The sequence below is a fragment of the Bradyrhizobium sp. genome, from assembly GCF_047605465.1.
Taxonomy (GTDB): Bacteria; Pseudomonadota; Alphaproteobacteria; order Rhizobiales; family Xanthobacteraceae; genus Bradyrhizobium.
Genome location: NZ_JASGFS010000013.1, coordinates 99,678 through 126,010, shown reverse-complemented (window position 1 = coordinate 126,010; position 26,333 = coordinate 99,678). Strand labels below are relative to the sequence as shown.

The window sequence follows — 26,333 nt, the reverse complement described above, 5'->3', positions numbered from 1 at the left end:
TTGCCGTCCTGGTGGCCGCACTGCTTCTCGTCCGAGACCTGGTTCTCGATCTGGAGCGCGCAGGCGCCTGCCTCGATCATCTTCTTGGCGAGCAGGTACGTCGCCTCGGCATTGCCGAAGCCGGCGTCGATGTCCGCGATGACCGGCACGACGTGGGTCTGGAAGTTGTCGATCTTCTCGATCAGCGCCTTTTCCTTCGCCTTGTCGCCTTCCTTGCGGGCGGCATCGAGGTTGCGGAAGATGTCGTTCAGCTCACGCGAGTCGGCCTGGCGCAGGAAGGTGTAGAGCTCTTCGATCAGGGCCGGCACCGAGGTCTTCTCGTGCATCGACTGGTCCGGAAGCGGTCCGAACTCGGAGCGGAGCGCCGCGATCATCCAGCCGGAGAGATAGAGATAACGGCGATCGGTCGTGCCGAAGTGCTTCTTGACCGAGATCAGCTTCTGCTGCGCGATGAAGCCGTGCCAGCAGCCGAGCGACTGGGTGTACTTGGTCGGGTCGCCGTCATAGGCCGCCATGTCGGCGCGCATCAGCGCCGCCGTGTAGCGCGCGACGTCCAGGCCGGTCTTGAAGCGGTTCTGCAGGCGCATGCGCGCCACCGCCTCGGCGGTCACGCCGTTCCAGGTGTCCTTGGTCTTGAGCAGCGCTTCGGCCGCCTCGATCTCGCTCTGATAGGAAGCCGGTCCCTCGATGGCCCGGTCGCTGATCCCACGCGGTTGGAAGTTCATGTCGGTGATCCCTTCGGTGACGACAAATCTGGGTTCGGTTGTACGCACCCCGCAGCCGACCACTAGCCATCCCGCAGAAAACTTGTCATACTTTACAGGAAAGTCGTGTATTGTTGTAAGAACATTACAAATGGCGGGAACCCCTTATGACGACCACCAGCGCCCGTTCCGTGTTCATGGGGCCGCGATTGCGGCGGCTTCGGCGCGAACTGGGGCTGACCCAAGCCGATATGGCTGCCGATCTGGAGATTTCCGCCCCTTATGTCGCGCTGCTGGAGCGCAATCAGCGGCCGGTGACAGCGGACATGCTGCTTCGCCTTGCCCGCACCTACAAGATCGACCTCGCGGACCTCGCCGGCGATGGAGGGGCCGATCACACCGCCCGGATGCAGTCGGTGTTGAAGGATCCGATGTTCGCCGACATCGACATTCCCGCCCTCGAGATCAGCGACCTTGCCGTCAGCTATCCCGGAATGACCGAAGCCTTCTTGCGCCTCTATACGGCCTATCGCGAAGAACAGTTGGCGCTGGCGGAGCGCGGAGGATCGGCGCGGAGCGGCGCGGCGTCGGTCGCGGGACAGGACGGCTTCGATGCCAACGATCCGGTTGCCGAAGTCAGGCGGTTTCTCGCCGCGCGCCGCAACAACTTCGCCAACCTCGACGATGCCGCCGAGCGCCTCGCCCAAATGCCGTCGGGGTCGGCCGGATTCATCGAGCGGCTTCGCGTTCGTCACAACCTCCAGGTCCGCTATCTGCCGCCCAGCGTGATGCTGGGATCAGTGAGGCGCCTGGATCTTCATCGCCGCCAGCTCCTGCTCGAAGACTCCCTCGATACCGCAAGCCTCAATTTCGAACTCGCCAAGCAACTGGCCTATCTCGAAATGGATGACGAGATCGGCGCAGCGCTCGAAGCCGGCAAGTTCACCGGCAAGAGCGCCGAGCTGCTGGCGCGCAGGGCTCTTGCGGCCTACGCCGCCGCCGCGCTCATCATGCCGTATTCGACCTTCGCCAAGGCGGTCGAGGCGCGCCGCTACGATTTGGAAGCGCTGGCGCGTCAATTCGGCACCAGCTTCGAGCAGACCGCGCATCGCATCACGACCCTGCAGAGGCCGGGCCTCGAGAAGATCCCGTTCTTCCTGATCCGGGTCGATCCGGCCGGCAACATGTCGAAGCTGCTCGATGGCGCCGGATTCCCGTTTGCGAAGCAGGGAGGCGCCTGTCCGCTCTGGTCTGTGCACAACATCTTCAAGACGCCACGCCAGATCGTCACGCAGTGGCTCGAACTGCCCGACGGCAAGCGCTTCTTCTCGATCGCCCGCACCGTGACCGCCGGCGGCGGTTCGTTTGGCGCGATCCGCGTCGAGCGCGCCATCGCCATCGGCTGCGCCGCCGAGCACGCCGGCCAGTTGATCTACACGCGCGACGGACAGGGACCGCCCGCGGACGAGCCGACGCCCGTCGGCGTCGCGTGCCGCGTCTGTCACCGCCCGAAATGCGCGGCCCGGTCCGCCCTTCCGATCGGCCGTGAGCTCCTGCCGGACGACTTCAGGACGCTGAGTGTCCCGTTCGGATTTTCGACCGACTGACAGCGGCGTGCTCGCGCGACGGCGAGACGAGAACGGATCTTCCATTCGCGCAGCCAATTTTGGTTTAGCGTTTCATTGTCGGTGCTGGCGCTTTTGCTCATACTGAGGGCTTCCTCGTTTGAAGCATCAGAAGTTGCAAGACATGAAATCTCGTTTGTTGTCGTTGATCGCCGCGCTCTCTCTCTTTGCGGCTCCCGCGCTCGCGGACCAGAAAGTCAAGGTGGGAATATCGGGCGGCGACGCCGAGATCATCTGGGCCAAGGTCAAGGAAATTGCCGCCGGCGACGGTCTCGACGTTCAGGTCGTCGTGTTCAACGATTACCTCCTGCCCAATGCGGCGCTCGATGCGGGCGACCTCGATGCCAATGCCTTCCAGCACAAGCCGTTTCTCGATAACCAGATCAAGACGAGGGGATACAAGATCGTTCCGGTCGGCAACACCATCGTCGCCCCGATCGGTCTCTACTCCAAGAAGCTGAAGTCGGTCGCAGAGATCAAGGACGGCGCTTCGATCGGCATTCCGAACGATCCCTCGAACGGCGGGCGCGCCCTTCTCCTGCTTCAGGCCCAGAAGCTGATCCAGCTCAAGGGTGGCGTCGGGATACTGCCGACGACGCTCGATGTGACCGGCAATCCGAAGAATCTCAGGATTCGCGAGATCGACGCCGCCCTGCTGCCGCGCAGCCTCGACGACGTCGACGCCGCGGTCGTCAACACGAATTACGCGGTCCCGGCTGGACTCATTCCCGGCAGGGATTCGATCGCGCTCGAATCCTCCGTCGACAATCCCTACAACAACTTCATCGCCGTGCGCGAGAAGGACAAGGATTCGCCGTGGGTCGCGCGGCTGGTGCGCGCCTATCAGAACGAGACGATCCGTCAACTCATCAAGGACAAATTGCCGGGGCAGCTGCCCGCCTTTTGAACCGCTTCCGGAGGTTGGCGGCATTTCTAGCCGTTCCGGACTGATGCGGATCGTCAGGTCGGCGCGCCGGTCGGGACCTGCAGGCGGACGCGCAGGCCCTGCGGCTCGTTGTCGAGCAGCAGCAGCGTTCCGCCATGCGCGGTCACGATCGCCTGCGCGATCGAGAGGCCCAGCCCGAAGCCCGCGGTCTCGTCCATGGTCCTGGCTTCCTCGCCCCGCACGAACGGCTCCAGCATGGCTGCTTTCCTCTCGTCGGGAATGCCGGGGCCGTCGTCGCAGACGTCGATGACGATCTGATGTGAGGCCGTCGAGAGCTCGACAACCACATTGGTCCCAAAGCGCGTGGCGTTCTCGGTGAGATTCGTCACCGCACGGATGATTTCGTCCGGCCGCACCATGAAGGCGGCCCTGTTGGGGCCCGCGTAGACCACAGCGTGTCCGCAATCGGAAAATTGCTCGCAGACCATCTGGAGAAGCGCGGCGACGTCGACCAGTGTCGGCTTCGCGGCGCTTTCGCTCCGCAGCAGCGTGAGCACAGATTCCAGCATCGACTGCATCTGGTCGAGGTCGCGAACGGTCTGCGCCCGCTGGATCGAATCCTCGATATATTCCGAGCGCAACCGCAGCCGCGTGATCGGGGTGCGCAGGTCGTGGCTGATGGCCGCGAGCATCCTTGTCCTGTCGTTCATCAGCGTGGTGATGCGCTCGCGCATCCTGTTGAGCGCCTTCGCCGCGGACCTGATCTCCTCGGGACCGGTTTCGGGCAGGGGCGCGGATGAGCGGCTCAGGCTGAAGTCTTCCGCCGCGCGTGCGAACGCCGACAGGGGCGAGCTGAGCGCGCGGCCGGCCCACACGCCGAGCAGCGTCACGCTCGCAACCAGGAACAGCAGCGTGCTCGCCCAGAGGCCGCCGATGAAGGGAGGCATCTTCGGCGATCCGATCGTGGCCTCGAGCACGTCGCCGTTCGGCAGGGAGAACCGCGCGCGATTGTCGTTCGCCGTCGGGCCTCGAATGAGATCGACCCGGCCGTCGAGCGACGAGGGAAGCGTCGCGGAGTCTCCACGCGGCGGCGGTGCTGTCGAGGCGGGAGCGCCCTCACTCAACTGAAGCTTCAGCGCCGGAAAGGTCCGGGCGACGCTTTCCAGCACGATGCCGCGTTCCGGCTGCGCCGTGTTGCCGAGAATTCTCGCGATCAGCTCGAATTGCTGGACCGGCCGGTCCGGCGCGATCGTCGGCCGGTTGAACAGGAAATATCCGGCGAGCAGGACATGGATCAGGATCAGCGAGACCAGGATCAGGGCTGCGATCTGGCCGCTGATCCGCCTGAAGCTGAAGAGCGCGACCATGTCGGCGGCGCGGCTCATGTTTCCTCCACCACCGGCGTGAAGATGTAACCGCCGGTGCGGACGGTTCTGATCATGGACGTGCCCTCCGTCCTGTCGAGCTTGCGGCGCAGCCGGCTGACAAGCACGTCGATGCTGCGGCCGAAGCCGCCGCCGGGCCGGCCGCGCGTCATGTTCAGCAGGCTGTCGCGGTTGAGAATACGGCCCGCCCGTTCGCAGAACGCCTGCAGCAGATCGAACTCGGCGCTGGTCAGCGGCACCTGCGCGCCTTCGGGATCGCGCAATTCGCGCAGGCGAAGATCGATCGTCCAGCCGAGGAATTTGAGGCGCGTTGCGGTACGTCCCGCCGCAAGCCCACTCGACTGCCGGCGCAGGATTGCGTTGATCCTGGCCAGAAGCTCTCGCGGATTGAACGGCTTCGGCAGATAGTCGTCGGCCCCCATTTCGAGGCCGAGGATGCGGTCGAGGTCCTCGCCCTTCGCGGTCAGGATGACGATCGGCGTGGAGGATTCCATGCGCAGGCGACGGCAGAGGCTCAGGCCGTCCTCTCCCGGCAGCATCAAGTCGAGCACGATCAGGTCGACCCGGTTCTGCGACAGGTAGCGATCCATCTCCCGGCCGTTCGTGACCGTGCCGACCGAGAATGCATGCTCGCCGAGATAGCGCGCGATGAGGTCACGGGTCTGCTGGTCGTCTTCGACGATCAAGACGCTCGGTGTGCTGCTGGTCATGAATGAGATCGCATCGGTGGTGGTCGCTGATGGATTGACGGACGATTGTCTGGTCCGGGCAATGACGGTCATGGTGCGATCCTATGGTCAGTCGCGGCTCAGCGCCACTACGGGGTCGAGGAATGCGGCGCGCCGGGCCGGGAAAAAGCCGAAGGCGACGCCGATGCCGGTGGAGGTCAGGAACGCGGCGCTGATCGAGAACAGCGAATAGCTGACCTGAAATCCGGGCATCGCGATGTTGGCGGCAACGCCGAGCAGGATTGCGACGAGGATGCCGGCGATGCCGCCGATGGACGAGATGAGGGTGGCCTCCACCAGGAATTGCTGCAGAATGTCGCTGCGCCGGGCGCCGACGGCCATGCGGACGCCGATCTCGCTGATCCGCTCGGAGACCGACACCAGCATGATGTTCATCACGCCGATGCCGCCGACGATCAACGAGATGACGGCGATCGAGGCCACGAGGAAGGCCAGCGTCTGGGTGGTGCTGGTGATCGTCCGGCGGATGTCGTCGGTGTTGAGGATGACGAAATCCCGGGTGTTGTGCCGCTGCGTCAGCAGCGTGGTGACCGCGTCCTGCGCCAGCGCGGTCGAGATCTCGTCGCTGATCCGGAGCAGGATGCTGCGAAGCGCGCGGTCGCCGGTGAACTGGGCCTGCACGGTGGTGTAGGGGAGATAGACCGAGAGGTTCTGGTTCGACCCGAACCCGCCCTGTTGCTGGGCGATCACGCCGACGATGCGGCAGGGAACCTTGCCGAGCCAGATGACGCGGCCGATGCCTGCGGTCTGGTCGTCGCCAAAGAAGGTCTTGCGGGTGTTCTCGTCGATGACCGCCTGCCGCTCGATGTTGCGGACCGCATCGGCATCGAACAGACGCCCTTTCGCCAGCTTGGCGCCCTTGACCTGGAAATAGCTCTCGCCGACCCCGTTGACCAGCACGTTGGATTCGTTGCCGCGATAGCGGACCGTCGTGCTGGTCGAGACGGTCGGCGTGACACCGGCGATGAAGCTCTGCCGTTCGAGCGCGCGGGCATCGCCGAGGACGAGCGTCTTGATCTTGCCGGCGCGCGCGTCGCCGAAATCCTTGCCCGGAAACACCTCGATCGTGTTGGTGCCGAGATTGGCGATGTCGGACAGCACCTTGCGCTGGGATGCATTCCCGAGCGCGACGACGGACGACACCGCGGCGATGCCGAGGATGATGCCGAGCATGGTCAGGAACGCGCGCAAGCGGTGCGCGGCCATCGCCACCAGCGCCATCCGCGACGCTTCCCGCAGCCGCCGCAATGCACCGGACCAGCCTGCGACACTGTCCCGCGAGGTCCGCGAGACCGTGGCGGCGACCGGCATCTCCGCAGGTGCCGTGCGGCAGTCGGCGACGATCCTGCCGTCCCGCAGCTCGATGATGCGTTCGGCTCTGGCCGCGACACCGGCATCGTGGGTCACGATGATGATGGTCCGTCCCTCGCGATGCAGCTCGCTCAATATCCGGAGCACCTCTTCGCCGCTGCGCTGGTCAAGCGCGCCGGTCGGCTCGTCGGCCAGGATGACTTCGGCGTCATTGATCAGCGCCCTCGCGATCGAGACGCGCTGCTGCTGGCCGCCGGAGAGCTGGTTCGGGCGATGGCCGCGGCGGTCGTGCACGCCGAGTCTGACGAGAAGCTTCTCCGCGCGCGTGCTGCGTTCGCGGGCCTTCATGCCGGCGTAGATCGCGGGAATCTCGACGTTCTCTCCGGCCGACAAGTCGCCGAGCAGATGGTAGCGCTGGAAGATGAAGCCGAAATGCTCGCGGCGGAGCGCCGCCAGCGCATCGGCATCGAGCTCGGAGACGTTCTTGCCCGCGACGCGATAGGCCCCGGATGTCGGGCGGTCGAGGCAGCCGAGGATGTTGAGCAGCGTCGACTTGCCCGACCCGGACGAGCCGATGATCGCGACCATCTCGCCGGGCGCGATGCTCAACGAGAGGTCGTCGAGCGCAACTACTCTGGTGTCGCCCGCCGCGAATTCCCGGCGGACGTCTTCGAGGGAGATGATCGGATCGACCATGTCAGGGGCCTCCGGGCGGACCGCCCGGCATTCCGCGCGAAGCGGTCTGCGTCTCGCTCGCTTCTCCGGTGACGACGCGCTCGCCCTCGTCGAGGCCGGACTTGATCTCGACATTGGTGCGGTCGTTGAGGCCGGTCTTGACCTCGCGCTCGCTCACCTCGCCGGACGTGCCGAGGATACGGACCGTGCTCCGGCCGTCGGATTTTCGCATCAGGGCGAGCGCGGGGATGACCTTCACACGGCTGACCTCGCCGGTCACGATGTGCACCTCGGCGGTCATGTAGGTCCGCAGCGCGAGGTCCTTGTTCGGGACGTTGAAGACGCCGATGTAATAGATCGCCGTGCTGGTCGAACTCGACGAGCTCGAACTCGAACTGGAACTCGACGTCGTGGTGGTCGAGGAGAAGCTGGCGTCGTTCTTGATCGATTCGGGCGCCGGCTCGATCTGCTCCAGCCGGGCCTCGTAGCGATGGTCCTGGTCGCCCAGGATGGTGAAGTAGAGCGATTGGCCCGGCTTGACCTTGACGATGTCGGCCTCGGAAATCTCGGCGCGGACGGTCATGGTCTCGAGCTGGCCGAGCACCACGATGGTCGGCGCGGACTGGACCGCGTTGACCGTCTGCCCCTCCTGCACGACGACGGCCAGCACCGTGCCGTCGATCGGCGCGGTGATGCGGGTGTATTCGAGGTTCACCCTCGCTGTCTCGACGCTGGCTTCGGCCCCGACGATCAGAGCCTCCAGCGCCACGATCTGGGCCCGGGTCTGGCGCACGGTCGAATCCGCGCTGTCGAAATCGCCGCGCGACGTCGCGCGCTGTGCGAATGTGAGCTGCTGCCGTGCGAGGTTTGCGTCGGCCAGCACGAGTGCGGCCTCCTTTTCGGCCTTCTGCGCCCGATAGTTCTTCAGCGATGCTTCCGAACTGCGCAGATCGTTCTGCTTGGTGACGGGATCGATCTGCGCGATGACGTCGCCGGCCTTGACCGCGTCCCCGACACGCACGTTGAGGGCGGTGATGCGGCCCGAGACCTGCGCGCCGACGGCCGTCAGCCGTGCGGGCTTGAGCGTGCCGCTCGCCAGCACTTCCTCGCGCAGATCGCCGACGGCGACCGGTGCCGTGATGTAGGATTGCGCGCTCGACCTGCCGGGGAAACGCGTGGCGGCGACGACGCCCATTGCCACTGCGGCGATCAGGGCGGCGGCGATCTTCAGCCGCCGGGCCGTAATGATGTCGGTCACTTCAGCGTCTCCCGCCAATGCGGCCCCGTGTTGGCGTCGACGATGATCGGCGTCGAGACGTCGACCGGATCGACCCAGCCGCCGCCCAGCGCCTTCGCGAGGGCGATATAGTCCTTGGCAGCCGATACCTTGCTCTGGATCAGCGAATCCTCGGCCGAATAGAGCGATCGTTCGGCGTCGAGCACGTCGATGAAGCTCGCGCTGCCGGTTTCGAACAGCGATCGCGACAGGCGTGCGGCTTCGCGGTAATTCTTCGCCGCTTCCGTCAGCTTGGCGGCGCGGACGCGCTCGCGCGACAGCGAGACCAGGGCATTCTCGACGTCCTCGAGCGCGGTGAGCAGGGTGGAATGAAACGTGGCGAATGCCTGGTCCCGTTGCGCTTCGGCGATCCCGACCGTCGCCCGGCGCTTGCCCGCGTCGAAGACCGGCACCGTGACCGACGGCCCGACCGACCAGCTGACGCTGGAATACTTCGCGAGATCGCCGACGCGCAGTGCGGAGGTGCCGACGGACCCGGTCAAGGACACGGCCGGGTAGCGGTCGGCCTCGGCCGCGCCGATCTTGGCGGTGGCCTGCGCAAGCTTGCGTTCGGCGCTCGCCACGTCGGGACGGCTCAGCAGGAGATCGGCGGGCAGCCCCGTGGGCAGAGGCATGCGCGGTGCGGGTACGGGCGCGGATCGTGCCATCAGCGAGGCGACACCGTCAGGCGGCCGGCCAAGCAGGATACCGAGCCGATGGACATCGGCGGCGAGTGCGGCCTGATATGTCGGAACGTTCGCTTCCGTGCTGGCGGCCTGAGCGGTCGCCTTGGCGAGGTCGACTGCGTTGCCGCTGCCGGCGTCGTATTTGCTGCGCGTCAGCTTTTCGGTGTCGCGTTGCGAGGCTGCGGTGCGCTGTGCCAGCGCGATCCTGGCCTGATAGCCGCGCGCCTCCACGTAATAGGCGGCAACGTCGCCGATGAGCGTGACGAGGCTGTCGCGCAGGTCTTCCTCGGCCGATTGCTCCCCGCGCAAGGCGGCTTCGATGCTTCTCTGCGTGCCTCCGAACAGATCGAGCTCCCAGCTCGAATCGAAGCTCGCCTGGTGCAGCCTGTAGGGGGCGCTGTCGACGACGACGTCACCGGTTCCCGCACTTGTCTTGTTGTCCGTGATCGAAGCGGTGCCGCTGACCGACGGAAACAAGCCGGCCGTGGTCTGCTGCAGCGTTGCGCGTGCCTCGCGCACGACCGCTTTGGCTTTCGCGACGTCCGGGTTGGCCTCGACGGCCTGCTCGATGAGCCGGCTCAGCAGGGGATCGCGCAGGCGCAGCCACCAGCGATCGAGCCTTCCATTGTCCCGCCGCAACGTGGTCTTCGCGCTCCAGTGCGAAGGCAGGTCCAGCCGGGGCGGACCGGCATAGTCCGGGCCGACCGCGCAGCCCGCCAGCGAGCCGCCCAGCATCAGAGCGACGCAGGCCGACCGGACGCGGGAAAGAGCGAAGTGTGGCCGGAATGGCGTCTGATGATGGTTCTCCTGTGTCAACGGCACGGGCACTGCGACGAACAAATGTAACGGCATCAAATCGGCTGAAAATCCATTGGCCTGGGCGCGTGGGGAAGTGGCCACGGCCCTCCGGAAGGCGAGCAAGCCAGGGTCAATAGCCGGGCGATCGTGGCGTTTCGGCAGGTCAAATGTTGCTGGATGTAAACAGATGTTGCCTGCTGTCTCGGCCCCGTCGCGCGTCACCAGGGAAGCGGGATTCTCTGCGCGAATCCGCCGAGATCCGAGGCGGTGCTGAGGGGCTGGCGATCGAGCGGCCGGTTGTTGTTCTCACGGGCGAACGAGGAGCTTGGCGGAAAGGCGTAGTCGCTGAACTTGCGCTCGCCGGGAAGCACCTCGGTGCCTCCATCGAGCCACGACCGCTTGCTCACATAGATGCGCGTATGCGCGCCGGACTGGTACGACCGGTTGGGGCCGCCCGTGCCGTATTCGTAGACGACGTTCTGGGCCGCCTGCTGGCGGTCGCGCTTGCCGGCATCCGCGGCATAGGAGGTGGCGGACAGGGCGAAGACGGCGACCAGCGTCATTCCGGTCAAGACGATCCCATTCATCGGCAAACATTCCATGCAGGTTTCTCGATGCCGACGCCTCTCGCATCGGCTCCGGGACCTGTAAACCATTCACTCTTTGCGCGATGTTGCTGCAAGCCTGCGCACGGGAGAGGGGCGGTATCGCCGTCACATCAAGCTGCTCTCTGCCGCATATGGCACGCGATCGCCGAGCCGATGTGGCTTGCGCGCGTTCATGCGACCGAATGGCCGAACCAAATTCAACGCGCGGAAACAATACGGCAACTTCGCAGCCACACCGTGGCCACAGCATTCCCGTTTCAGAGCAGACCAGGTGTTCTTGAGGTGTGGAATGTTGGTTTTGCGGGCCTTCCTGATCGCGGTGATGCTCGGTGGCGTATCCGTCGCGGGTTCACTACCCTTCGTATTGTGGCCGCAACCGGCTGCGGCACAGTCCGCAGATACGATCGTGGTCGAGGGCAATCGCCGCGTGGAGGCCGATACGGTTCGCTCCTACTTCAAGGCAGGTCCGGGCGGGCGCCTTGACCAGCCGGCGATCGACGACGGGCTGAAGGCGCTGATCGAGACCGGCTTGTTTCAGGACGTGAAGATCAGTCGCGGTGCAGCCGGCCGCATCGTGGTGTCGGTGGTGGAAAATGCGGTGATCGGCCGCGTCGCCTTCGAGGGCAACAAGAAGATCAAGGACGAGCAGCTCACCGCCGAGATTCAGTCCAAGACGCGCGGTACGTTCTCCCGCGCCGTGGTGCAATCCGACACGCTGCGAATTGCGGAGATCTATCGCCGCTCCGGCCGCTACGACGTGCCCGTCACGCCCGAGATCATCGAGCAGCCGAACAACCGCGTCGATCTCGTCTTCACAGTCGACGAGGGCGTGAAGACCTCGGTCAAGTCGATCGACTTCGTCGGCAACAGCTTCTATTCCGCCGCGCGCCTGCGTGACGTGATCAAGACGCACGAATCGAATTTTCTGAGTTTCCTCGGTAACAACGACATCTACGATCCGGATCGCGTCGAAGCCGATCGCGACCTCATCCGCCGCTTCTATCTGAAGAACGGCTTTGCCGATGCGCAGGTCGTGGCTGCGCTGACCGAGTACGACCCGGCGAAGAAGGGCTTCCTCGTCACCTTCAAGATCGAGGAAGGCGCGCAATACCGCGTCGGCACCGTCGACTTCCATTCCAGCATCCCGAATTTCGATTCCAGGTCGCTGCGTTCCTATTCGCGGGTCAATGTCGGTTCGCTCTACAACGTCGAGGCGGTCGAGAAGTCGACCGAGGAGATGCAGATCGAGGCCTCGCGCCGCGGCTATGCTTTCGCGGTCGTACGCCCGAGTGGCGACCGCAATTTCGAGGCGCACACGGTGTCCGTCGTGTTCAACGTCGACGAGGGCCCGCGCACCTATATCGAGCGTATCACCGTCCGCGGCAACACGCGCACGCGCGACTATGTCATCCGTCGCGAGTTCGACCTCTCCGAAGGCGACGCCTACAACCGCGCGCTGGTCGATCGTGCCGAGCGGCGCCTGAAGAACCTCGACTACTTCAAGAGCGTGAAGATCACCACGGAGCCCGGCTCCTCCAGCGACCGCGTGGTCTTGATCGTCGATCTCGAAGAGAAGTCGACCGGTGACTTCTCGGTGTCGGGCGGCTATTCCACGACCGACGGTGCGCTCGCCGAAGTCTCGATTTCCGAGCGCAACCTGCTCGGCCGCGGCCTGTTTGCCAAGGCATCCGTCAGCTACGGGCAGTATTCGCGCGGCATCTCGCTATCGTTCGTTGAGCCGTACCTGCTGGATTACCGGATCGCGCTCGGAATGGACACATACTGGCGCCAGCAGTTGGCGAACAGCTACACGAGCTACGGCGTCACGACGCTCGGTTTCTCTCCGCGCCTCGGCTTCGCGCTGCGGGAAGATCTCTCGCTCCAGCTCCGCTACTCGCTCTATCAGCAGAGCATCACGCTCGCGAGCGCTTATGACAATTGCAACAACAATGCGTCCAACACGTCGCTCGCCTTCAATCCGACGCCCGCCTACATCAAGAATGTCCTCGGCGGCGTCGACCCGACCAATGCGACGAATTCAGGCGTCTACGGATACGGCTGCTACGGCGACGGAGAGTCGAGCCTGCCGGTCCGCAAGGAACTGGCCAATGGCGCGACTTGGACGTCCGCACTCGGCTACACGCTCAGCTACAACACGCTCGACAACACCAAGAACCCGACGGACGGCCTGCTCGTCGACTTCAGGCAGGATTTCGCCGGCGTCGGCGGCGACGTGACCTATCTGAAGACTGCGGCGGATGCCAAATACTACGCGCCGCTCGTGTCCGAGATCGTCAGCGTGATCCATCTGCAGGGTGGCGTCCTCAACAAGATCGGCAACCAGGACCTGCGCATGCTGGATCATTTCCAGATGGGCCCGAATCTCGTGCGAGGCTTCGCGTCCAACGGCATCGGCCCGCGCGACATCACCTACGCCAGCTTCGGGGCGAGCGGCGATGCGCTCGGCGGCACGAAATATTGGGGGGCGTCCATGGAGTTGCAGATGCCGTTCTGGTTCCTGCCGAAGGAGGTCGGTCTGAAGGGCGCGGTCTACGCCGATGCCGGCTCGCTCTGGGATTACAAGGGGCCGACGTCCTGGGCCGCGACGGGCGAAGTCAACACGAAGGCCTGCCCGACCTGCGGATTGCAATATGACGACGGCAACGTGGTGCGTTCATCGGTCGGCGTCGGCCTGATCTGGGCCTCGCCGTTCGGTCCGCTGCGCTTCGACTACGCCGTGCCGCTGACGAAGGGCAAATACGACATCGTGCAGGAGTTCAGGTTCGGTGGTGGAACGTCGTTCTAGCGCCTCGCGCTGCGAGGCCCGCCGCGTTTCCTAAGCCCGGCGCGATGCGCGTCATTCCTTCAGGAATCGCGCAATGCCTTCATGCATGCAGGCGATGATCCGATCCTGCCTTTCCTCGAGACGCGAGACGGGACCGCCGACACCAAGGACGAGGTGACGACCGAAATTTCGCTTCGGCAGCAACATGGCAATGACGCCGGCGTCCTGGACGATGATGTGCTTGGAGAACATATAGCCGTCGCGGCGGATGCCGTTGATGATCTTCATCAACTCGTCCAGCTCCATGTGTTCTTCGGGAGGGCAGACGGCATTGATGCGGCGGATCAGGCGCGCGATCTCGACGTCGGTGTGCCCGCTGAGCAGCGTCCGGCCGACGCCGCTGATCGCGAGCGGCCGGACTTCGCCGGGCTTGACCTCGAATCGCAGGCGTTTGCGGGTTTGCAGGCAGTGGATGTACTGGGCATGCAGATCGGACTGCGTGCTGATGTTCACGAGTTCGTCGAGTTCCTGATTCAGGAAGTCGACGAGCGACAGGATCGCACTGTCGCCGAAGAGCCCGGAGTTCAGCCAACCGCCCATCTGCGCGATGCGCATCGTCGGCATGTAGGTGCGGTTGTAGCTGTCGTAGAACAGGTATCCCAGCGTGACCATGCTCTTCAGCAATGCCGCGGCGCTCGACGTCGGGTAGTCGCACTTGGTCGAGATTTCCTTCAGCGATATCGGCCGTTGCACGTCCTCGAAATATTCGAGGACCTCGAAGATCCGCCGCGCCGTCTTGATGCTGGAATCGGAGTTTGCCATTTACATATATGTGTAAATAATTCTCTGTGGAGCTAATCACTGGTGTGTGGCAGCGTCAACCCACTTCAAGGGAGCCTGCCGACTTATGGAACAAGTCCTTCTTCAGCGCCTGCAAGACGCCGTTCTGACCATCTCGTTCAATCGCCCGGAAGCACGCAACGCCTGGAATCATGCGCTCGAGGACGCACTCCGGAATGCCTTGCTGGCCGCGGACGTCAATCCGGATGTGCGGGTCATCGTCCTGACGGGTGAGGGGAAGACGTTCTGCCCGGGACCCGATCCCAAGGCGATCTCGTCCGGGCAGAGCCACCGGGCGGTCGCATCCTCGAGCGGCGATTTCGACCAGCGATACAGTTACATGCTCGGTCTCCGGAAGCCGCTGATCGCCGCCATCAATGGCGCGGCGGCCGGCGTCGGATTCTGCCTGACGCTGTATTGCGACCTCAGGTTTATCGCTGAGAACGCGAAGATAACCACAGCTTTTTCCCGGCGCGGCCTCGTCGCCGAGCATGGCAGCGCGTGGATGCTTCCGCGCCTGATCGGCTGGATGAATGCTTCCGATCTCCTGCTTTCAGGCCGCATTCTTGCCGGTCGCGAGGCCGACGCCATCGGGTTGGCCCGCTGCCTGGCGGGGGAGAATTTCCTGACGATGGTCGAGGCCTACGCACGTGACCTCGCGCAGAACTGTTCGCCGCGCTCGATGATGATCATCAAGCAGCAGTTGCGCGAGGCCTGGTCGCAGTCGCTCGCTCAGGCCACGGCCGTTTCGACAGAGCAGACCAGCCGCTGCATCGGGTCCGAAGACGTTGCCGAGGGCATGGCGCATTTCCTGGAGAAACGCCCGGCGCGATTCCGATCGCTCGCATAATTTACATATATATGGAAATGATCCCACATATGAGTAAACTCTAGACTCTACCAAATCGCCCGCATAGGGTTTGCGATGAAGCGCGACGGAAAGCGCGCGTCAGGAGGAGCCCGAGCATCTGGTCCATCGCAGGCCGCGCAGTGCCGCCGGGCCGTTTTTTCAAAACAACAAAGAGCGTCATGTCATCGCCCTGACGGGCGGTGCGCGGTCCGGCCGTTGCCCGGAAGGTCCGCAAGGTGCTCGCAACGATAAAATTGGGAGGTGTTATGAAGTTTGGAATGAAGGTAGCCGCCACGATCCTCGCGTCGGTGTTGGCGGGCGGAACGACCGCTTTCGCGCAGGATCCGGTCAAGATCGGCCTCGTCCTGCCTTTGACGGGACCGACCGCGGGCTACGGCAAGGACGGCAAGATGGGTGCCGAACTTGCGCTGGAAGAGATCAACGGTGCCGGCGGCATCCTGGGCGGACGCCAGATCGAGCTGATGTACGACGACGAGAAGGGCACGCCGCAGGACGGTGTGGCCGCCGTCCAGAAGCTGATGACCCAGGGGCGGGTGAAGGCGATCATCGCCGGCATGAACAGCTCGATCACGCTGGCCGAGAGCGCGATCACGAAGAACAAGATCCTTCACGTCAATCCGGGTGCGCAGGCCGACGCGATCACCGAGCAGGGCTCGCCGTGGCTGTTCCAGGTCAACAACACCGCCAGCACCAACTCCACGATCTTCCACAAATACCTGATCGGCACGCTGAAGCCGAAGACGATCGCCTACATGGGCGAGAACACCGAGTTCAACAAGGCGGTGCTGGAGAACCTCAAGCGCGCGCTCGAAGGCAGCGGCACGAAGCTGGTCGAGATCGCCAATTACGACGCCTCCACGACCGATTTCACCTCGATCATCACCAGGCTGAAGGCGGCCAATCCGGAGATGATGTACGTGGTCGACGCCTATCCGGCGCGCACGGCCCAGATCTGGAAGCAGATCCGGCAGCAGGGCGGCTTCCCGATGGAGGCGCATTCGACCGGCACCGTGCAGGCCTCGGCGATCGTTCCGGCCGAAGGCGCCATGGAAGGCGTCGTCACCGGCGACATCTTCATCGCGGAAGGCGCCGCCGGCGAGATGGCCGACTTCATCAAGAAGTTCCGGGCCAAGAACAACAACGTGGATCCGAACAAGGTCAGCCTCGTGGTCTACGAGGCCGTCAAGCTGATCGCCGCGGCCATGGACAAGGCCGGCACCGACAGCAACTACGACCTGATCTCGAAGACCATCCGCGACAATGTCTGGAAGACGCCGCGCGGCTCGCTGTCCTTCGACGCGAAGGGGCGCGCCAAGGCTCCCTACTTCTACATCCAGGTCGTGAAGGGCAAGGACGTCGCCCTGCGCGAATCCTTCGAGGTGAAGTAAGGCAAAGGGCCGGGCAGATGGATCTGCTTGTTCAGACGATCATCAATGGTCTGATCCTCGGATCGGGTTACGCGCTCGTCGCGGTCGGACTGACCATCATCTTCGGGACGCTGCACATCGTGAACTTCGCGCACGGGGCATTCTTCGCCCTGGGCGCGTACGCGGTGCTGCAGCTCGAAAATGCCGGCCTTCCCTATCTCCTGTGCATTCCCCTGGCCGTGGTCATCGTCGCGATCATCGGCTTCGTGCTTGAGCTCACGATCGTGCAGCGCGCGCTGTACGATCGTGGCGAGCACGGCTCCATCATCATCACGTTCGCGCTGTCGCAGGCGATCGTGGCCGCGATCGTGCTGGTGATCGGACCGGATCCCTTGCCCGTGAAATCGCCGTTCGGGCAGACCGCGATCTCCGTCTTCGGCTTCTTCATCTCGGCGCAGCGTCTCTTCATCGCGGCCACGTCGATCGCCGTTCTCGTCGCCTTCTCGCTATGGCTTCGCTACTCGATCAAGGGACAGCAGATCCTGGCGATCTCCCAGAACCCGAAGGGAGCGCTGTACTCCGGCATCAACGTGCCCCGGCTGCGAGCCCTGTCGTTTCTGCTCGGCGTTTCCGCGGCCGGCCTCGCCGGCGGATTGATCGCGCCCTTGATCTCGGCGTTCCCGACGATGGGCGATGCCAACGTGATCGTCGCCTTCACCGTGGTCATCCTGGGGGGACTGGGCAGCATCGGCGGTGCGCTGCTCGGCGCGCTGGTCATCGGCTTGGCGAACTCGATGTTCGAGACCTACGTCTCGGTCTCCTGGACGCCGGCCCTGGGGTGGATCCTCGTGATCTTCGTCCTGCTCTTCTGGCCGCAAGGCCTGCTGGGCCGGCCTGAACTCAACAGGCATTAGCCATGGCACCCACTTCAATCGCCCTGAAAGAGCAGGGATCGGGCAGCGTCGTTCCGTGGAAACGGGTCTTGCTGCTTGCGCTGGTCGTGGCGATCGTCCTCGGCATCGGTCTTGGCGCGGACAGCCCCTTCCTGTTGGGTCTGGCCGGTTACACCTGCGGCTTCGCGCTGTTCGCGCTCAGCGTCAACGTCATGCTCGGGGGCATCGGCGAAGTGCCGCTCGGCCACTGCATGTTCTTCGGCATCGGAGCTTATGCGCCGGCCATCGCGATGAACCATCTCGGGCTGCCCTATGAAGCCGGCATCCTCATCGGCATGGGCTTCTCGGCATTCCTGGCCGTCCTGATCGGCTGGCTGACGCTGAAACTGACCGGCGCCTATTTCTCCATCGTCTCCTGGGGCCTGTCGGGCGTGGCGATGGTCACCGCGCTCAATCTGGAGATCACCGGCGGCCCGCTGGGATTGTTCGGCTTCACCCGGCTCGCGGTCGGCCCGTTCGATCTGTCCGATCCGCGCACCTACTTCTTCGTGACGGCCGTCATCCTGCTTCTCGTGCTCGTCGTTCTTGCCAATGTGCGCAGCTCGCGCTTCGGAAACGCCCTCGAAAGCATCCGTCAGGGCCGTCATCTGGCGCAATCGCTCGGGATCAACGTCTTCCGCGAGAGGTTGAAGGCGCTCGTCTTCAGTGCCCCGATCGCGGCGCTGGCGGGCAGCCTCTGCATTCCCTACACCCAGATCGTCACGCCCGAGGTCATGTCGGTGCTGAGGACCGTCGATGCCCTGCTCGCGGTGCTGATCGGCGGGACCGGGCTGCTGTTCGGGCCGGTCATCGGTGCGGTGATCTTTACGATCCTGCCGCAATTCCTGCACTTCGATCCGAACGTCAAGGTCCTCGTCTTCTCGCTGGTGATCATCTTCATCATGGTCGTCGCTCCCGGCGGCCTGCACCAATTATTCAAGGCGATCGGGCGCAGGTTCGACAAGCGCAGCGGAGACCGCGCATGAGTTCGGGCAGCGGATACGCCGTCGAGGCGGCCGACGTCAAAAAGACGTATGGCGGGGTCAGCGCTCTCAAGGGCGTCGACATCCGCATTCCGCTCGGCTCCATCTACGGGCTGATCGGCCCGAACGGTGCCGGCAAGTCGACCATGTTCGACATCCTCTGTGGGATCACCAAGCCGACCTCCGGCAGCGTGAACGTGATGGGCATGGACGTCGCGGCTCTTCCGGCCCACGAGGTCGCAAGACGCGGCGTCGGGCGCACCTTCCAGCGCACCGCCATATTCGGCCATTCCACGGTCTACGAGAACCTGCTCTACGCCAGCTACGGCCGCATGCGTCACAGCGCGTTGCACCGGCTCCTGCGCCTTCCGGTCTGGCGGGAGGACATGAAGACGTTCGCCGAGAAAGCCAGGGAAGTGCTGGCTGTCTGCGGGCTGACGGACCTGCGCGACCAGCTGGCGTCCGCCCTGGCCTACGGGACGCAGCGCCGGCTCGCGGTCGCGATCATGCTGATGAACGATCCGAAAATCCTCTTCCTCGACGAGCCCGTCGCCGGAATGAACGAGGTCGAGACCGCGGACTTCATCCAGCTGCTGCGCGCCATCGCCGGCAAACGGACGATCGTCATCGTCGAGCACGACATGGCCGCGATCGGCGCGCTCTGCGACGAGGTCATGGTCATGGTCGATGGCCGCCAGCTCGTGACCGACACGCCCGAGCGCGCACTCAAGCATCCCGATGTCGTCGCAGCCTACCTTGGAGCAAGTGATGACGAGCCCGTCTAAGCTTCTCGAGGTCTCCGGGTTGTCGGTCGGTTATGGGCGCGTGACCGCGCTCAGGGATGTCTCTCTTGCGGTCGGTGCCGGCGAGATCGTCGCTATCCTCGGCGCAAACGGCGCGGGCAAGACCACGCTGCTGAACGCGATCTCGGGCGTGCTGACGCCGTGGTCCGGCAAGGTCGCCTTCGCGGGCAAGGTCACCACGGGCAAGAAGCCCTGGGTCACGAGCGGTCTCGGGATCAGTCATGTGCCGGAAGGGCGCGAGATCTTTCCCGGCATGTCGGTCGAGGCGAATCTCAAGCTGATCGACGTCAATGGCGGCGGACCCAGATTCACGATCGACGACGTCATGGCCCTGTTCCCGCGCCTGAAGGAACGCTTCACCCAACTGGCGGGCGGTCTCTCCGGAGGCGAGCAGCAGATGCTCGCGATCGGCCGCGGTCTGATGGCCTCGCCGAAAGTCGTGCTGTTCGACGAACCCTCGCTCGGTCTTTCGCCCTTGCTCAGCAAAGCGGTGCTCTCGGCCATTCGCAGCCTGAAGGAGCGCGGAATCGGCGCGCTTCTGGTCGAGCAGAACATGCGCGCCGCCCTGAAGATCGCCGACCGCGGCTACGTGCTTCGGGTCGGACGCATCACCGCCGAGGGAAGCGCGCGCGAACTGGCGGAATCGCCCGACATCCAGCGCGCCTATCTCGGACTCTAGATGCCGGCAGTAAGCAGGAGTTGTCTTGATGGAATACCGTTTGCCCGAGGGCAGTTGCGATTGTCACTTCCACATCTACGGCCCCTTCGATCGCTTTCCCGCCGGAAATGAAGGCCGCTTCACGGCGGCGCGTCCTTTCACGATCGAGGACGCCTTCGGAATCTGGCAGAAGCTCGGCATCACGCGCGGCGTCATCGTCCATGCGGTGGGTTCGGGAGAGGACAACGCCGTCACCTACGACGCGCTGCGCCGCTATCCCGATCGGCTTCGTGCGGTCGCGATCCTGCGGCCCGACGTGTCCGACCGCCGGCTCGACGAGCTTACCGATGCGGGCTTCAAGGCCGTGCGCGTCACCATGATCCGGCAGGACGGCAAGCCGGTTTCGACGCTCGGCACCAGTTATGACGATCTTGTCAAGCTTGCGCCGCGGATCGCCGAACGCGGCTGGCACGCCCAGCTCTGGATCGAAAGCTCGGATCTGGCCGCTGCCGCCGCCGAACTCGAAAAGCTCCCGCTCGATTTCGTCATCGATCACATGTCGCGCACCATGGCCGACAAGGGACACGAGCACCCCGATTTCCGCGCGTTCACCGATCGCCTGAAGACCGGCCGCTACTGGACCAAGATCTCGGGCGCCGACCGCAACACGCGCACGGGCCGACCCTATGCGGACACCGCGCCTTACATGCGCGCGATCGTGCAGGCGGCGCCCGATCAGGTCGTGTGGGGCAGCGACTGGCCTCATGTCGGTCACACCGCGGAGACGATGCCGGATCTCGGCGATCTGCTCCGCCTTCTGCACGAATGCGTTCCCGACGAAGCGACCCGCCGCAAGATCCTGATCGACAATCCGACGCGGCTTTACAATTTCTGACAGTACCGAGGACGTCTTGAACAATACAAGCAAGTTGCCGCTCGAAGGCGTGATCGTCATTGATCTCGGCCAGGTTTACCAGGGCCCCTATGCCGGCTTCCTGATGGCGCAGGCCGGGGCCACCGTGATCAAGGTCGAGCCGCCGAATGGCGAGCCGGTGCGCCATCGCGCGCGCATCAGCAAGGGCAACGCCGTGCCCTTCGCGATGCTCAACGCGAACAAGCGCAACATCAGCCTGAACCTGAAATCGCCCGAGGGCGTGAAGATCCTGAAGGCGCTCGCGGCCAAGGCCGACGTGCTGATCGAGAACTACGCGCCCGGCGTGCTGGACCGGCTCGGCGTCGGCTATGCGGCGCTCAGCGCCATCAATCCGCGCCTGGTTTACGGCTCGGCCTCAGGCTACGGACTCTCCGGCCCCAACCGCGACAACCTGGCGATGGATCTGACCATTCAGGCGGTCTCCGGCATCATGAGCGTGACCGGCTTTGCCGACGGCCCGCCGGTCAAGGCCGGCCCGGCCATCACCGACTTCATCAGCGGCGTGCATCTCTACGCAGGCATCATGACCGCGCTCTACGATCGCGAGAAGAGCGGGCGCGGGCGGTTGGTCGAGATCGCGATGGTCGAGACGGTCTATCCGGCCATGGCCTCGAATCTTGCCGACGTCTTCAATCGCAGGGCCGCTGCGCCGCGCACCGGCAATCGTCACGGGGGCCTCGCGGAGGCGCCGTACAACGTCTATCCGGCTTCTGATGGCTACGTGGCCATCATCAGCGTCAACGAATCGCACTGGACCGGCCTGACGCGCGCGATGGGACGGCCTGAACTCGCCGAGGATCCGCGTCTGAAGACCGTTCTCGACCGGCTGAAGCACATCGATCTCACCGATCAGATCGTGTCGGCGTGGTCGTCGCGGCTGACGCGCAACGAGATCACCGAGTTGTGCCGTATCAACAAGGTGCCGTGTGCGGCGGTTCGCGACTTGCTCGAAGTGACCGAGGACCATCATCTCCATGCGCGCGGCATGCTGCGCGAAATCACGCATCCGGAGTATGGCGACATCCTCGTCCACCGCAGCCCGCTGGTCCTGCACGATGCCGCAACGCCCGACTACAGCCCGTCGGCGCGTCTCGGCCAGCACAATGGCGAGGTCCTTTCGGAATATCTGGGCCTGTCCAGCGGCGAGATCGATGCGCTGCGCCAGTCCGGCGCGATTGCGCAAGCCTGACGGCGGAGGTCCCATGCAGAACGACGACCTTGTTGCATCCTCGGCGCGGCGGCTCTTCGCCGACGTCGCCGATATCCAGACGGTTGTGGCGGCAAAGGACACGGGCTGGAAGGATCGCCTGTGGGCCGGCATCGAGGAAACCGGGTTGAATGTTGCCGCTCTGCCGGAAGAACTCGGCGGTGCGGGACTTGGCCTGCACGACAGCCTCGGCGTTCTGCGTGTGGCGGGGCAAGCGGCCCTCGCAACGCCGTTGGCGGAAACGCTTCTCGCGGGCTGGATGCTCGGAGCGGCGGGTCTGGAGATGCCGGCCGGCAAGATTGCCTTCGGCCCGTCCTCCTTTTCCGATGACGTGACGCTGCATGCGGATGGCACTGTCTCCGGACGGGTGGCGCGACTCGCCTTTGCGCGCGAATGCACACATGCCGCGTTGCTGGCGCAGGGCCCCGATGGGCTGTCCGTCGTCCTGATCGCGCTGGACGGCGCGTCGATCGAACCCAAGAGCAATCTGGCCTACGAGCCCGTGGATCGCGTGACCTTCTCGAAATGCCGGCCTGTCGCGCCCAGGCGTGCGCCGGCGACGTTCACGGCTGACACGGCGCTTTTGATGGGCGCGGCGGCACGCTCGCTGCAGATCGCGGGCGCGCTGGAGAAGATGCTGGCGTTGACCACCGACTACGTCATGCAGCGTCGCGCGTTTGAGCGGCTCATTTCCGGATTTCAATCCGTTCAGCACAGCGTTGCCCAGCTTGCCGGCGAAGTCGCTGTCTCGGTCAGCGCGGCGCGGTCCGCCGCGGATGCCCTCGAGGGGCTTCTGAAGGAGGGGAGGGGGTTCGACGATCCCGAACTGCGGCTGGAAGTGATCTCGGCCAAGATCCGCACGGCGGCGGCAGCGCAGAAGGGCGCGGCCATCGCGCATCAATTGCATGGTGCCATCGGCGTCACGCGCGAGCACGTCCTCCACCGCCTGACGCTGCGCGCGCTCGCCTGGCGTGACGATTACGGCAACGAAAGCCAGTGGCGCGAGCGGCTGGGCCAGCTCGTTTGCGAGCGCGGCCCCGAAGCGCTCTGGCCGCTGCTGGCCACGCGATAAGCGGCGCAATCAGGAAAGTATCCCATGCAGACCGCACTCGAGTTTCAGCCGCTCCGCCTGCCCGAGCACGTGCAAAAGCTTCGTGCCGAGGTGCGCGCCTTCATCCGCTCGGAGATCGACGCCGGCACGTTCGACCCGGATCGACCCGAGGAGGACTGGAGCGTCCACAAGCAATTCGCGAAGAAGGTCGCGCAACGCGGCTGGATCGGCATGACCTGGCCGCGTCAATATGGCGGACAAGAGCGCAGCTTCCTGGATCGCTTCGTCGTCAACGAGGAGATGATCGCGTCGAACGCGCCGAACACCGTCTACTTCACGGCCGATCGCCAGTCCGGTCCGACCTTGATCAAATACGCTTCGGAGCGGATCAAGTCGGAGATCCTGCCGAAGATCATCGCCGGCGAAGCGTGCTTCTGCATCGGCATGTCCGAACCGGACTCCGGATCGGATCTGTTCGCCGCCAAGTGCAAGGCGACGCGAACGAACGGCGGCTGGAAGATCAGGGGCTCCAAGATCTGGACCACCAACGCGCATCGCGCCGACTACATGATCGGCCTGTTCCGCACCAGCGCTCCGACCGAGAAGAATCGCCGTCACGGCCTGACCTCCTTCCTGGTCGACATGAAGGCCCCGGGCATCACCTGCAACCTGATCGATCAGATGAGCGGCGTGCGGGATTTCAACGAAGTCGTCTTCGACGACGTGTTCATTCCCGATGACCAACTGATCGGCGAGGTCGACGGCGCCTGGAAGCAGGCGACGACTGAACTCGCCTATGAGCGAAGCGGGCCGGAGCGTTTCCTCGAGACCTTTGCGGTGCTTCGCAAGCTGGTCGAAGTGGCCGGAAACAAGCCCGACCCGCGAACGACCGAGGCGATCGGCGGCCTGGTCGCGGAGCTGCACGCGTTGCGCCGCATGTCCGTATCCGTCGCGGGCATGCTCGAAGCCGGCCGCGAACCGGTGTCGGAAGCAGCGATCGTGAAGGATCTCGGCACGCTGTGGGAGCAGGACCTGCCCCAGCGCGTGCGCCAGGCCACCGCGCATCTTCCGGTCGATGCCGCGGGTTACGGCGGCTTCGAGCAAGTGCTGCAATTCAACACCCGGATCGCGCCCAAGCTGACGATCCAGGGTGGAACCACGGAAATCCTGCGCGGCGTCATCGCCCGCGGGCTCGGCCTTCGCTAGTCATCTCAAGGACTGATGGACCCATGTCTGACCTTCTCATCTCCCGTGTCGGCCACGTTCAGGTCGCCGAAATCAACCGGCCGCCGCACAATTACTTCAACAAGGAGTTGATGACGCTGATCGCGGAAGCGCTCATTGCCGCCGATGCCGACCCGGAGATCCGCGTCACGCTGCTGTGTGCGAACGGCAAGTCCTTCTGTGCCGGCGCGGACTTTTCCGGACCGCAGCCGGCGACTCCGGAGGAGCGCCGTGCGGATTCGCGGGCGCTCTACAACGAAGGCATCCGGATCTTCCGCGCGCAGAAGCCGATCGTCGCGGCGGTGCAGGGCCACGCCATCGGCGGCGGCCTCGGCGTCGCGCTCGCGGCCGACTACCGCATCGCGACTCCCGAGACCAGCTTCTCGGCGAACTTCACGCGGCTCGGTTTTCATCCGGGTTTCGGCCTCACCATCACGCTGCCCGAACTGGTTGGCCCGACCCGGGCGTCGCTCCTGATGCTGACCGGCCGCCGCGTGAAGGGCGAGGAAGCCCATCGAATCGGCATGTGCGAAGCGGTGGTTCCGCTCGAGAAGCTGCGTGACGAGGCTATGAAGCTTGCGCAGGAGATTGCGGAGAGCTCACCGCTCGCCGTCAAGTCGACCCGCGCGACGCTTCGCGCCGGACTGGCCGAGCGGGTCGAGGAACGGCTGAAGCACGAGCTCGACGAGCAATCATGGCTGCGCGAGACCGAGGACTTTGCAGAGGGCGTGCGCGCCAACGCCGAGCGCCGCGTCGCGAATTTCAGGGCCCGCTGACCTCAAGGGGAGAGCCAAATGGTCAAGCTGTTCGAAAAAGCCGTTTTCCGTGGTGTCGAGCTCAACAACCGCATCGTGGTCTCTCCGATGGGGATGTACTCTGCCGAGAACGGCTACGTGACGCCGTTTCACCTCGTCCACTACGGCAAGTTCGCGATGGGCGGGGCAGGGCTGGTTTTCGTCGAGCAGACGTCGGTGACCCGCAAGGGCCGGATCACCAATGGCGATCCCGGGCTTTGGGAGGATGGTCAGATCGAGGGCATGCGTCGGGTCACCCAAGTGATCAAGGCGCATGGCGCAAAGGCCGCGATCCAGATCAACCATGGCGGCCGCAAGTCCAGCCAGCAGCGCGCCTTCAGGGGCAATGGTCCCCTGACCGATCGCGACATCGAGATGGGGGAGGAGCGCTGGATCCCGACCGGCCCCTCGGACGTGGCCTTCTCCGACGGCTATCAGGTGCCCATTCCGCTGAGCAAGGACGGCCTCGTCGGTGTGCGCGACGCTTTCGTCGCCACCGCTCGCCGTGCAGTGCTGGCGGGATTCGACATCGTCGAGCTGCACATGGCGCACGGCTACCTCCTGCAGTCCTTCCTGTCGCCGCTCGCCAATTTCCGGACCGACGAATATGGCGGCAGTCTCGAAAACCGGATGCGCTTTCCGCTCGAAGTCACCAGGGCGGTGCGCGCCGCGATTCCGTCGGCCATGCCGCTGTTCGTGCGCATCTCCGCCACCGACTGGATCGACGGCGGCTGGGAGATCGAAGACAGCGTCGTCTTCTCGCGCAAGCTCAAGGAGCTGGGCGTGGATCTCGTCGATTGCTCGACGGGCGGAAATCTGCGGGCCGGTTCGACCAACGCCAATCTCGCGCGCGGCCCGGGCTACCAGGTGCCGTTCGCCGAACGCATCCGGCATGAAGCAGACATTCCGACCGGTGCGGTCGGGATGATCCGCACCCCCGATTTCGCCGAGAAGATTCTGCAGGATGGCCGAGCGGATCTGATCTTCATGGCGCGTCAGATGCTCTTCAATCCGTCCTGGGCCCTGCACGCGGCCGAGCATTTCGGCCTGACCGGCAATTTCGAAGGCTGGCCCGAACAATATGGCTGGTGGCTGACCAAATGGGGCGGCGCGCTGCGCGCCAACGGCGAGAGCCTGCACGGCGCGGACAAATACCCGGAGGCGGCCGAGTGAGCGATCGC

The 26,333-nt window shown here is 64.6% G+C and carries 23 protein-coding genes; 15 read left to right on the top strand and 8 right to left on the bottom strand.

All coding sequences use genetic code 11. From position 1 onward, the window contains the following. Positions 1–725, bottom strand: a 725-nt coding sequence (locus tag QM712_RS14130) for an isocitrate lyase (protein ID WP_415023714.1), incomplete at its 3' end; no start/stop codon positions are given. Positions 726–871: 146 nt separating this feature from the next. On the opposite strand from QM712_RS14130, the gene QM712_RS14125 reads away from it, so the two are divergent. Continuing rightward, positions 872–2,311: a helix-turn-helix domain-containing protein gene (locus tag QM712_RS14125; RefSeq protein WP_415023713.1), complete on the top strand. Its 1,440-nt coding sequence runs from the start codon at positions 872–874 to the stop codon at positions 2,309–2,311. Between the two features lie 142 nt (positions 2,312–2,453). Then, positions 2,454–3,236, top strand: coding sequence for a MetQ/NlpA family ABC transporter substrate-binding protein (locus QM712_RS14120; protein WP_415023712.1), 783 nt, complete (start codon positions 2,454–2,456; stop codon positions 3,234–3,236). Positions 3,237–3,289: 53 nt separating this feature from the next. On the opposite strand, the gene QM712_RS14115 is transcribed toward QM712_RS14120, so the two are convergent. The 6 genes from QM712_RS14115 to QM712_RS14090 all read right to left on the bottom strand — a co-directional run bounded on the left by QM712_RS14115 (position 3,290) and on the right by QM712_RS14090 (position 10,682). After that, positions 3,290–4,600 carry an ATP-binding protein gene (locus QM712_RS14115; RefSeq protein ID WP_415023711.1) on the bottom strand — a complete coding sequence of 437 codons (1,311 nt, stop codon included), beginning with the start codon at positions 4,598–4,600 and terminating at the stop codon, positions 3,290–3,292. After that, entirely contained in the window at positions 4,597–5,310 is a 714-nt protein-coding gene (locus tag QM712_RS14110; protein WP_415023723.1) for a response regulator, read from the bottom strand. Before QM712_RS14110 ends, QM712_RS14115 begins: the two co-directional genes overlap by 4 nt. 87 nt (positions 5,311–5,397) lie before the next feature. Next, positions 5,398–7,356: a MacB family efflux pump subunit gene (locus QM712_RS14105; protein WP_415023710.1), complete on the bottom strand. Its 1,959-nt coding sequence runs from the start codon at positions 7,354–7,356 to the stop codon at positions 5,398–5,400. Position 7,357: 1 nt separating this feature from the next. Further along, complete coding sequence (locus tag QM712_RS14100; RefSeq protein ID WP_415023709.1) at positions 7,358–8,593, bottom strand: efflux RND transporter periplasmic adaptor subunit; 1,236 nt, start codon at positions 8,591–8,593, stop codon at positions 7,358–7,360. Then, positions 8,590–10,032, bottom strand: a complete 1,443-nt coding sequence (locus tag QM712_RS14095) for an efflux transporter outer membrane subunit (protein ID WP_415023708.1) — start codon at positions 10,030–10,032, stop codon at positions 8,590–8,592. Before QM712_RS14095 ends, QM712_RS14100 begins: the two co-directional genes overlap by 4 nt. 281 nt (positions 10,033–10,313) lie before the next feature. Beyond that, positions 10,314–10,682, bottom strand: coding sequence for a hypothetical protein (locus QM712_RS14090; RefSeq protein ID WP_415023707.1), 369 nt, complete (start codon positions 10,680–10,682; stop codon positions 10,314–10,316). 310 nt (positions 10,683–10,992) lie between these two features. Here QM712_RS14090 and bamA point away from each other — a divergent pair, with 310 nt between their 5' ends. Next, on the top strand, positions 10,993–13,509 hold the full coding sequence (bamA, locus tag QM712_RS14085; protein WP_415023706.1) for an outer membrane protein assembly factor BamA: 2,517 nt from the start codon (positions 10,993–10,995) through the stop codon (positions 13,507–13,509). Between the two features lie 51 nt (positions 13,510–13,560). On the opposite strand, the gene QM712_RS14080 is transcribed toward bamA, so the two are convergent. Beyond that, on the bottom strand, positions 13,561–14,310 hold the full coding sequence (locus QM712_RS14080; RefSeq protein ID WP_415023705.1) for an IclR family transcriptional regulator: 750 nt from the start codon (positions 14,308–14,310) through the stop codon (positions 13,561–13,563). Positions 14,311–14,395: 85 nt separating this feature from the next. Here QM712_RS14080 and QM712_RS14075 point away from each other — a divergent pair, with 85 nt between their 5' ends. From QM712_RS14075 to QM712_RS14020, 12 genes are all read left to right on the top strand, one after another. Continuing rightward, the gene (locus QM712_RS14075; protein ID WP_415023704.1) at positions 14,396–15,178 is read left to right on the top strand and encodes an enoyl-CoA hydratase-related protein; all 783 of its coding nucleotides are present in this window, start codon (positions 14,396–14,398) and stop codon (positions 15,176–15,178) included. A gap of 278 nt (positions 15,179–15,456) precedes the next feature. Next, positions 15,457–16,587: an ABC transporter substrate-binding protein gene (locus QM712_RS14070; RefSeq protein WP_415023703.1), complete on the top strand. Its 1,131-nt coding sequence runs from the start codon at positions 15,457–15,459 to the stop codon at positions 16,585–16,587. A 17-nt stretch (positions 16,588–16,604) separates the two neighbouring features. Then, positions 16,605–17,480, top strand: a complete 876-nt coding sequence (locus QM712_RS14065; protein ID WP_415023702.1) for a branched-chain amino acid ABC transporter permease — start codon at positions 16,605–16,607, stop codon at positions 17,478–17,480. A gap of 2 nt (positions 17,481–17,482) precedes the next feature. Continuing rightward, the gene (locus tag QM712_RS14060) at positions 17,483–18,484 is read left to right on the top strand and encodes a branched-chain amino acid ABC transporter permease (protein ID WP_415023701.1); all 1,002 of its coding nucleotides are present in this window, start codon (positions 17,483–17,485) and stop codon (positions 18,482–18,484) included. Further along, positions 18,481–19,266 (top strand): ABC transporter ATP-binding protein, encoded by a 786-nt coding sequence (locus QM712_RS14055; protein WP_415023700.1) that lies wholly within the window; start codon positions 18,481–18,483, stop codon positions 19,264–19,266. The genes QM712_RS14060 and QM712_RS14055 overlap by 4 nt, the downstream gene beginning before the upstream one ends. Next, a complete protein-coding gene (locus QM712_RS14050; RefSeq protein ID WP_415023699.1) occupies positions 19,250–19,963 on the top strand; it encodes an ABC transporter ATP-binding protein in 714 nt (237 codons plus the stop codon). Before QM712_RS14055 ends, QM712_RS14050 begins: the two co-directional genes overlap by 17 nt. A 28-nt stretch (positions 19,964–19,991) precedes the next feature. Beyond that, on the top strand, positions 19,992–20,837 hold the full coding sequence (locus tag QM712_RS14045; protein WP_415023698.1) for an amidohydrolase family protein: 846 nt from the start codon (positions 19,992–19,994) through the stop codon (positions 20,835–20,837). 16 nt (positions 20,838–20,853) lie between these two features. Beyond that, positions 20,854–22,065 (top strand): CaiB/BaiF CoA transferase family protein, encoded by a 1,212-nt coding sequence (locus tag QM712_RS14040; RefSeq protein WP_415023697.1) that lies wholly within the window; start codon positions 20,854–20,856, stop codon positions 22,063–22,065. A 13-nt stretch (positions 22,066–22,078) separates the two neighbouring features. Further along, positions 22,079–23,155 carry an acyl-CoA dehydrogenase family protein gene (locus tag QM712_RS14035; RefSeq protein WP_415023696.1) on the top strand — a complete coding sequence of 359 codons (1,077 nt, stop codon included), beginning with the start codon at positions 22,079–22,081 and terminating at the stop codon, positions 23,153–23,155. A gap of 24 nt (positions 23,156–23,179) precedes the next feature. After that, positions 23,180–24,340, top strand: a complete 1,161-nt coding sequence (locus tag QM712_RS14030) for an acyl-CoA dehydrogenase family protein (protein WP_415023695.1) — start codon at positions 23,180–23,182, stop codon at positions 24,338–24,340. Positions 24,341–24,363: 23 nt separating this feature from the next. After that, the gene (locus QM712_RS14025; RefSeq protein ID WP_415023694.1) at positions 24,364–25,134 is read left to right on the top strand and encodes an enoyl-CoA hydratase/isomerase family protein; all 771 of its coding nucleotides are present in this window, start codon (positions 24,364–24,366) and stop codon (positions 25,132–25,134) included. A gap of 18 nt (positions 25,135–25,152) precedes the next feature. After that, complete coding sequence (locus QM712_RS14020; RefSeq protein WP_415023693.1) at positions 25,153–26,325, top strand: NADH:flavin oxidoreductase/NADH oxidase; 1,173 nt, start codon at positions 25,153–25,155, stop codon at positions 26,323–26,325. The last annotated feature ends 8 nt before the right edge of the window (positions 26,326–26,333 follow it).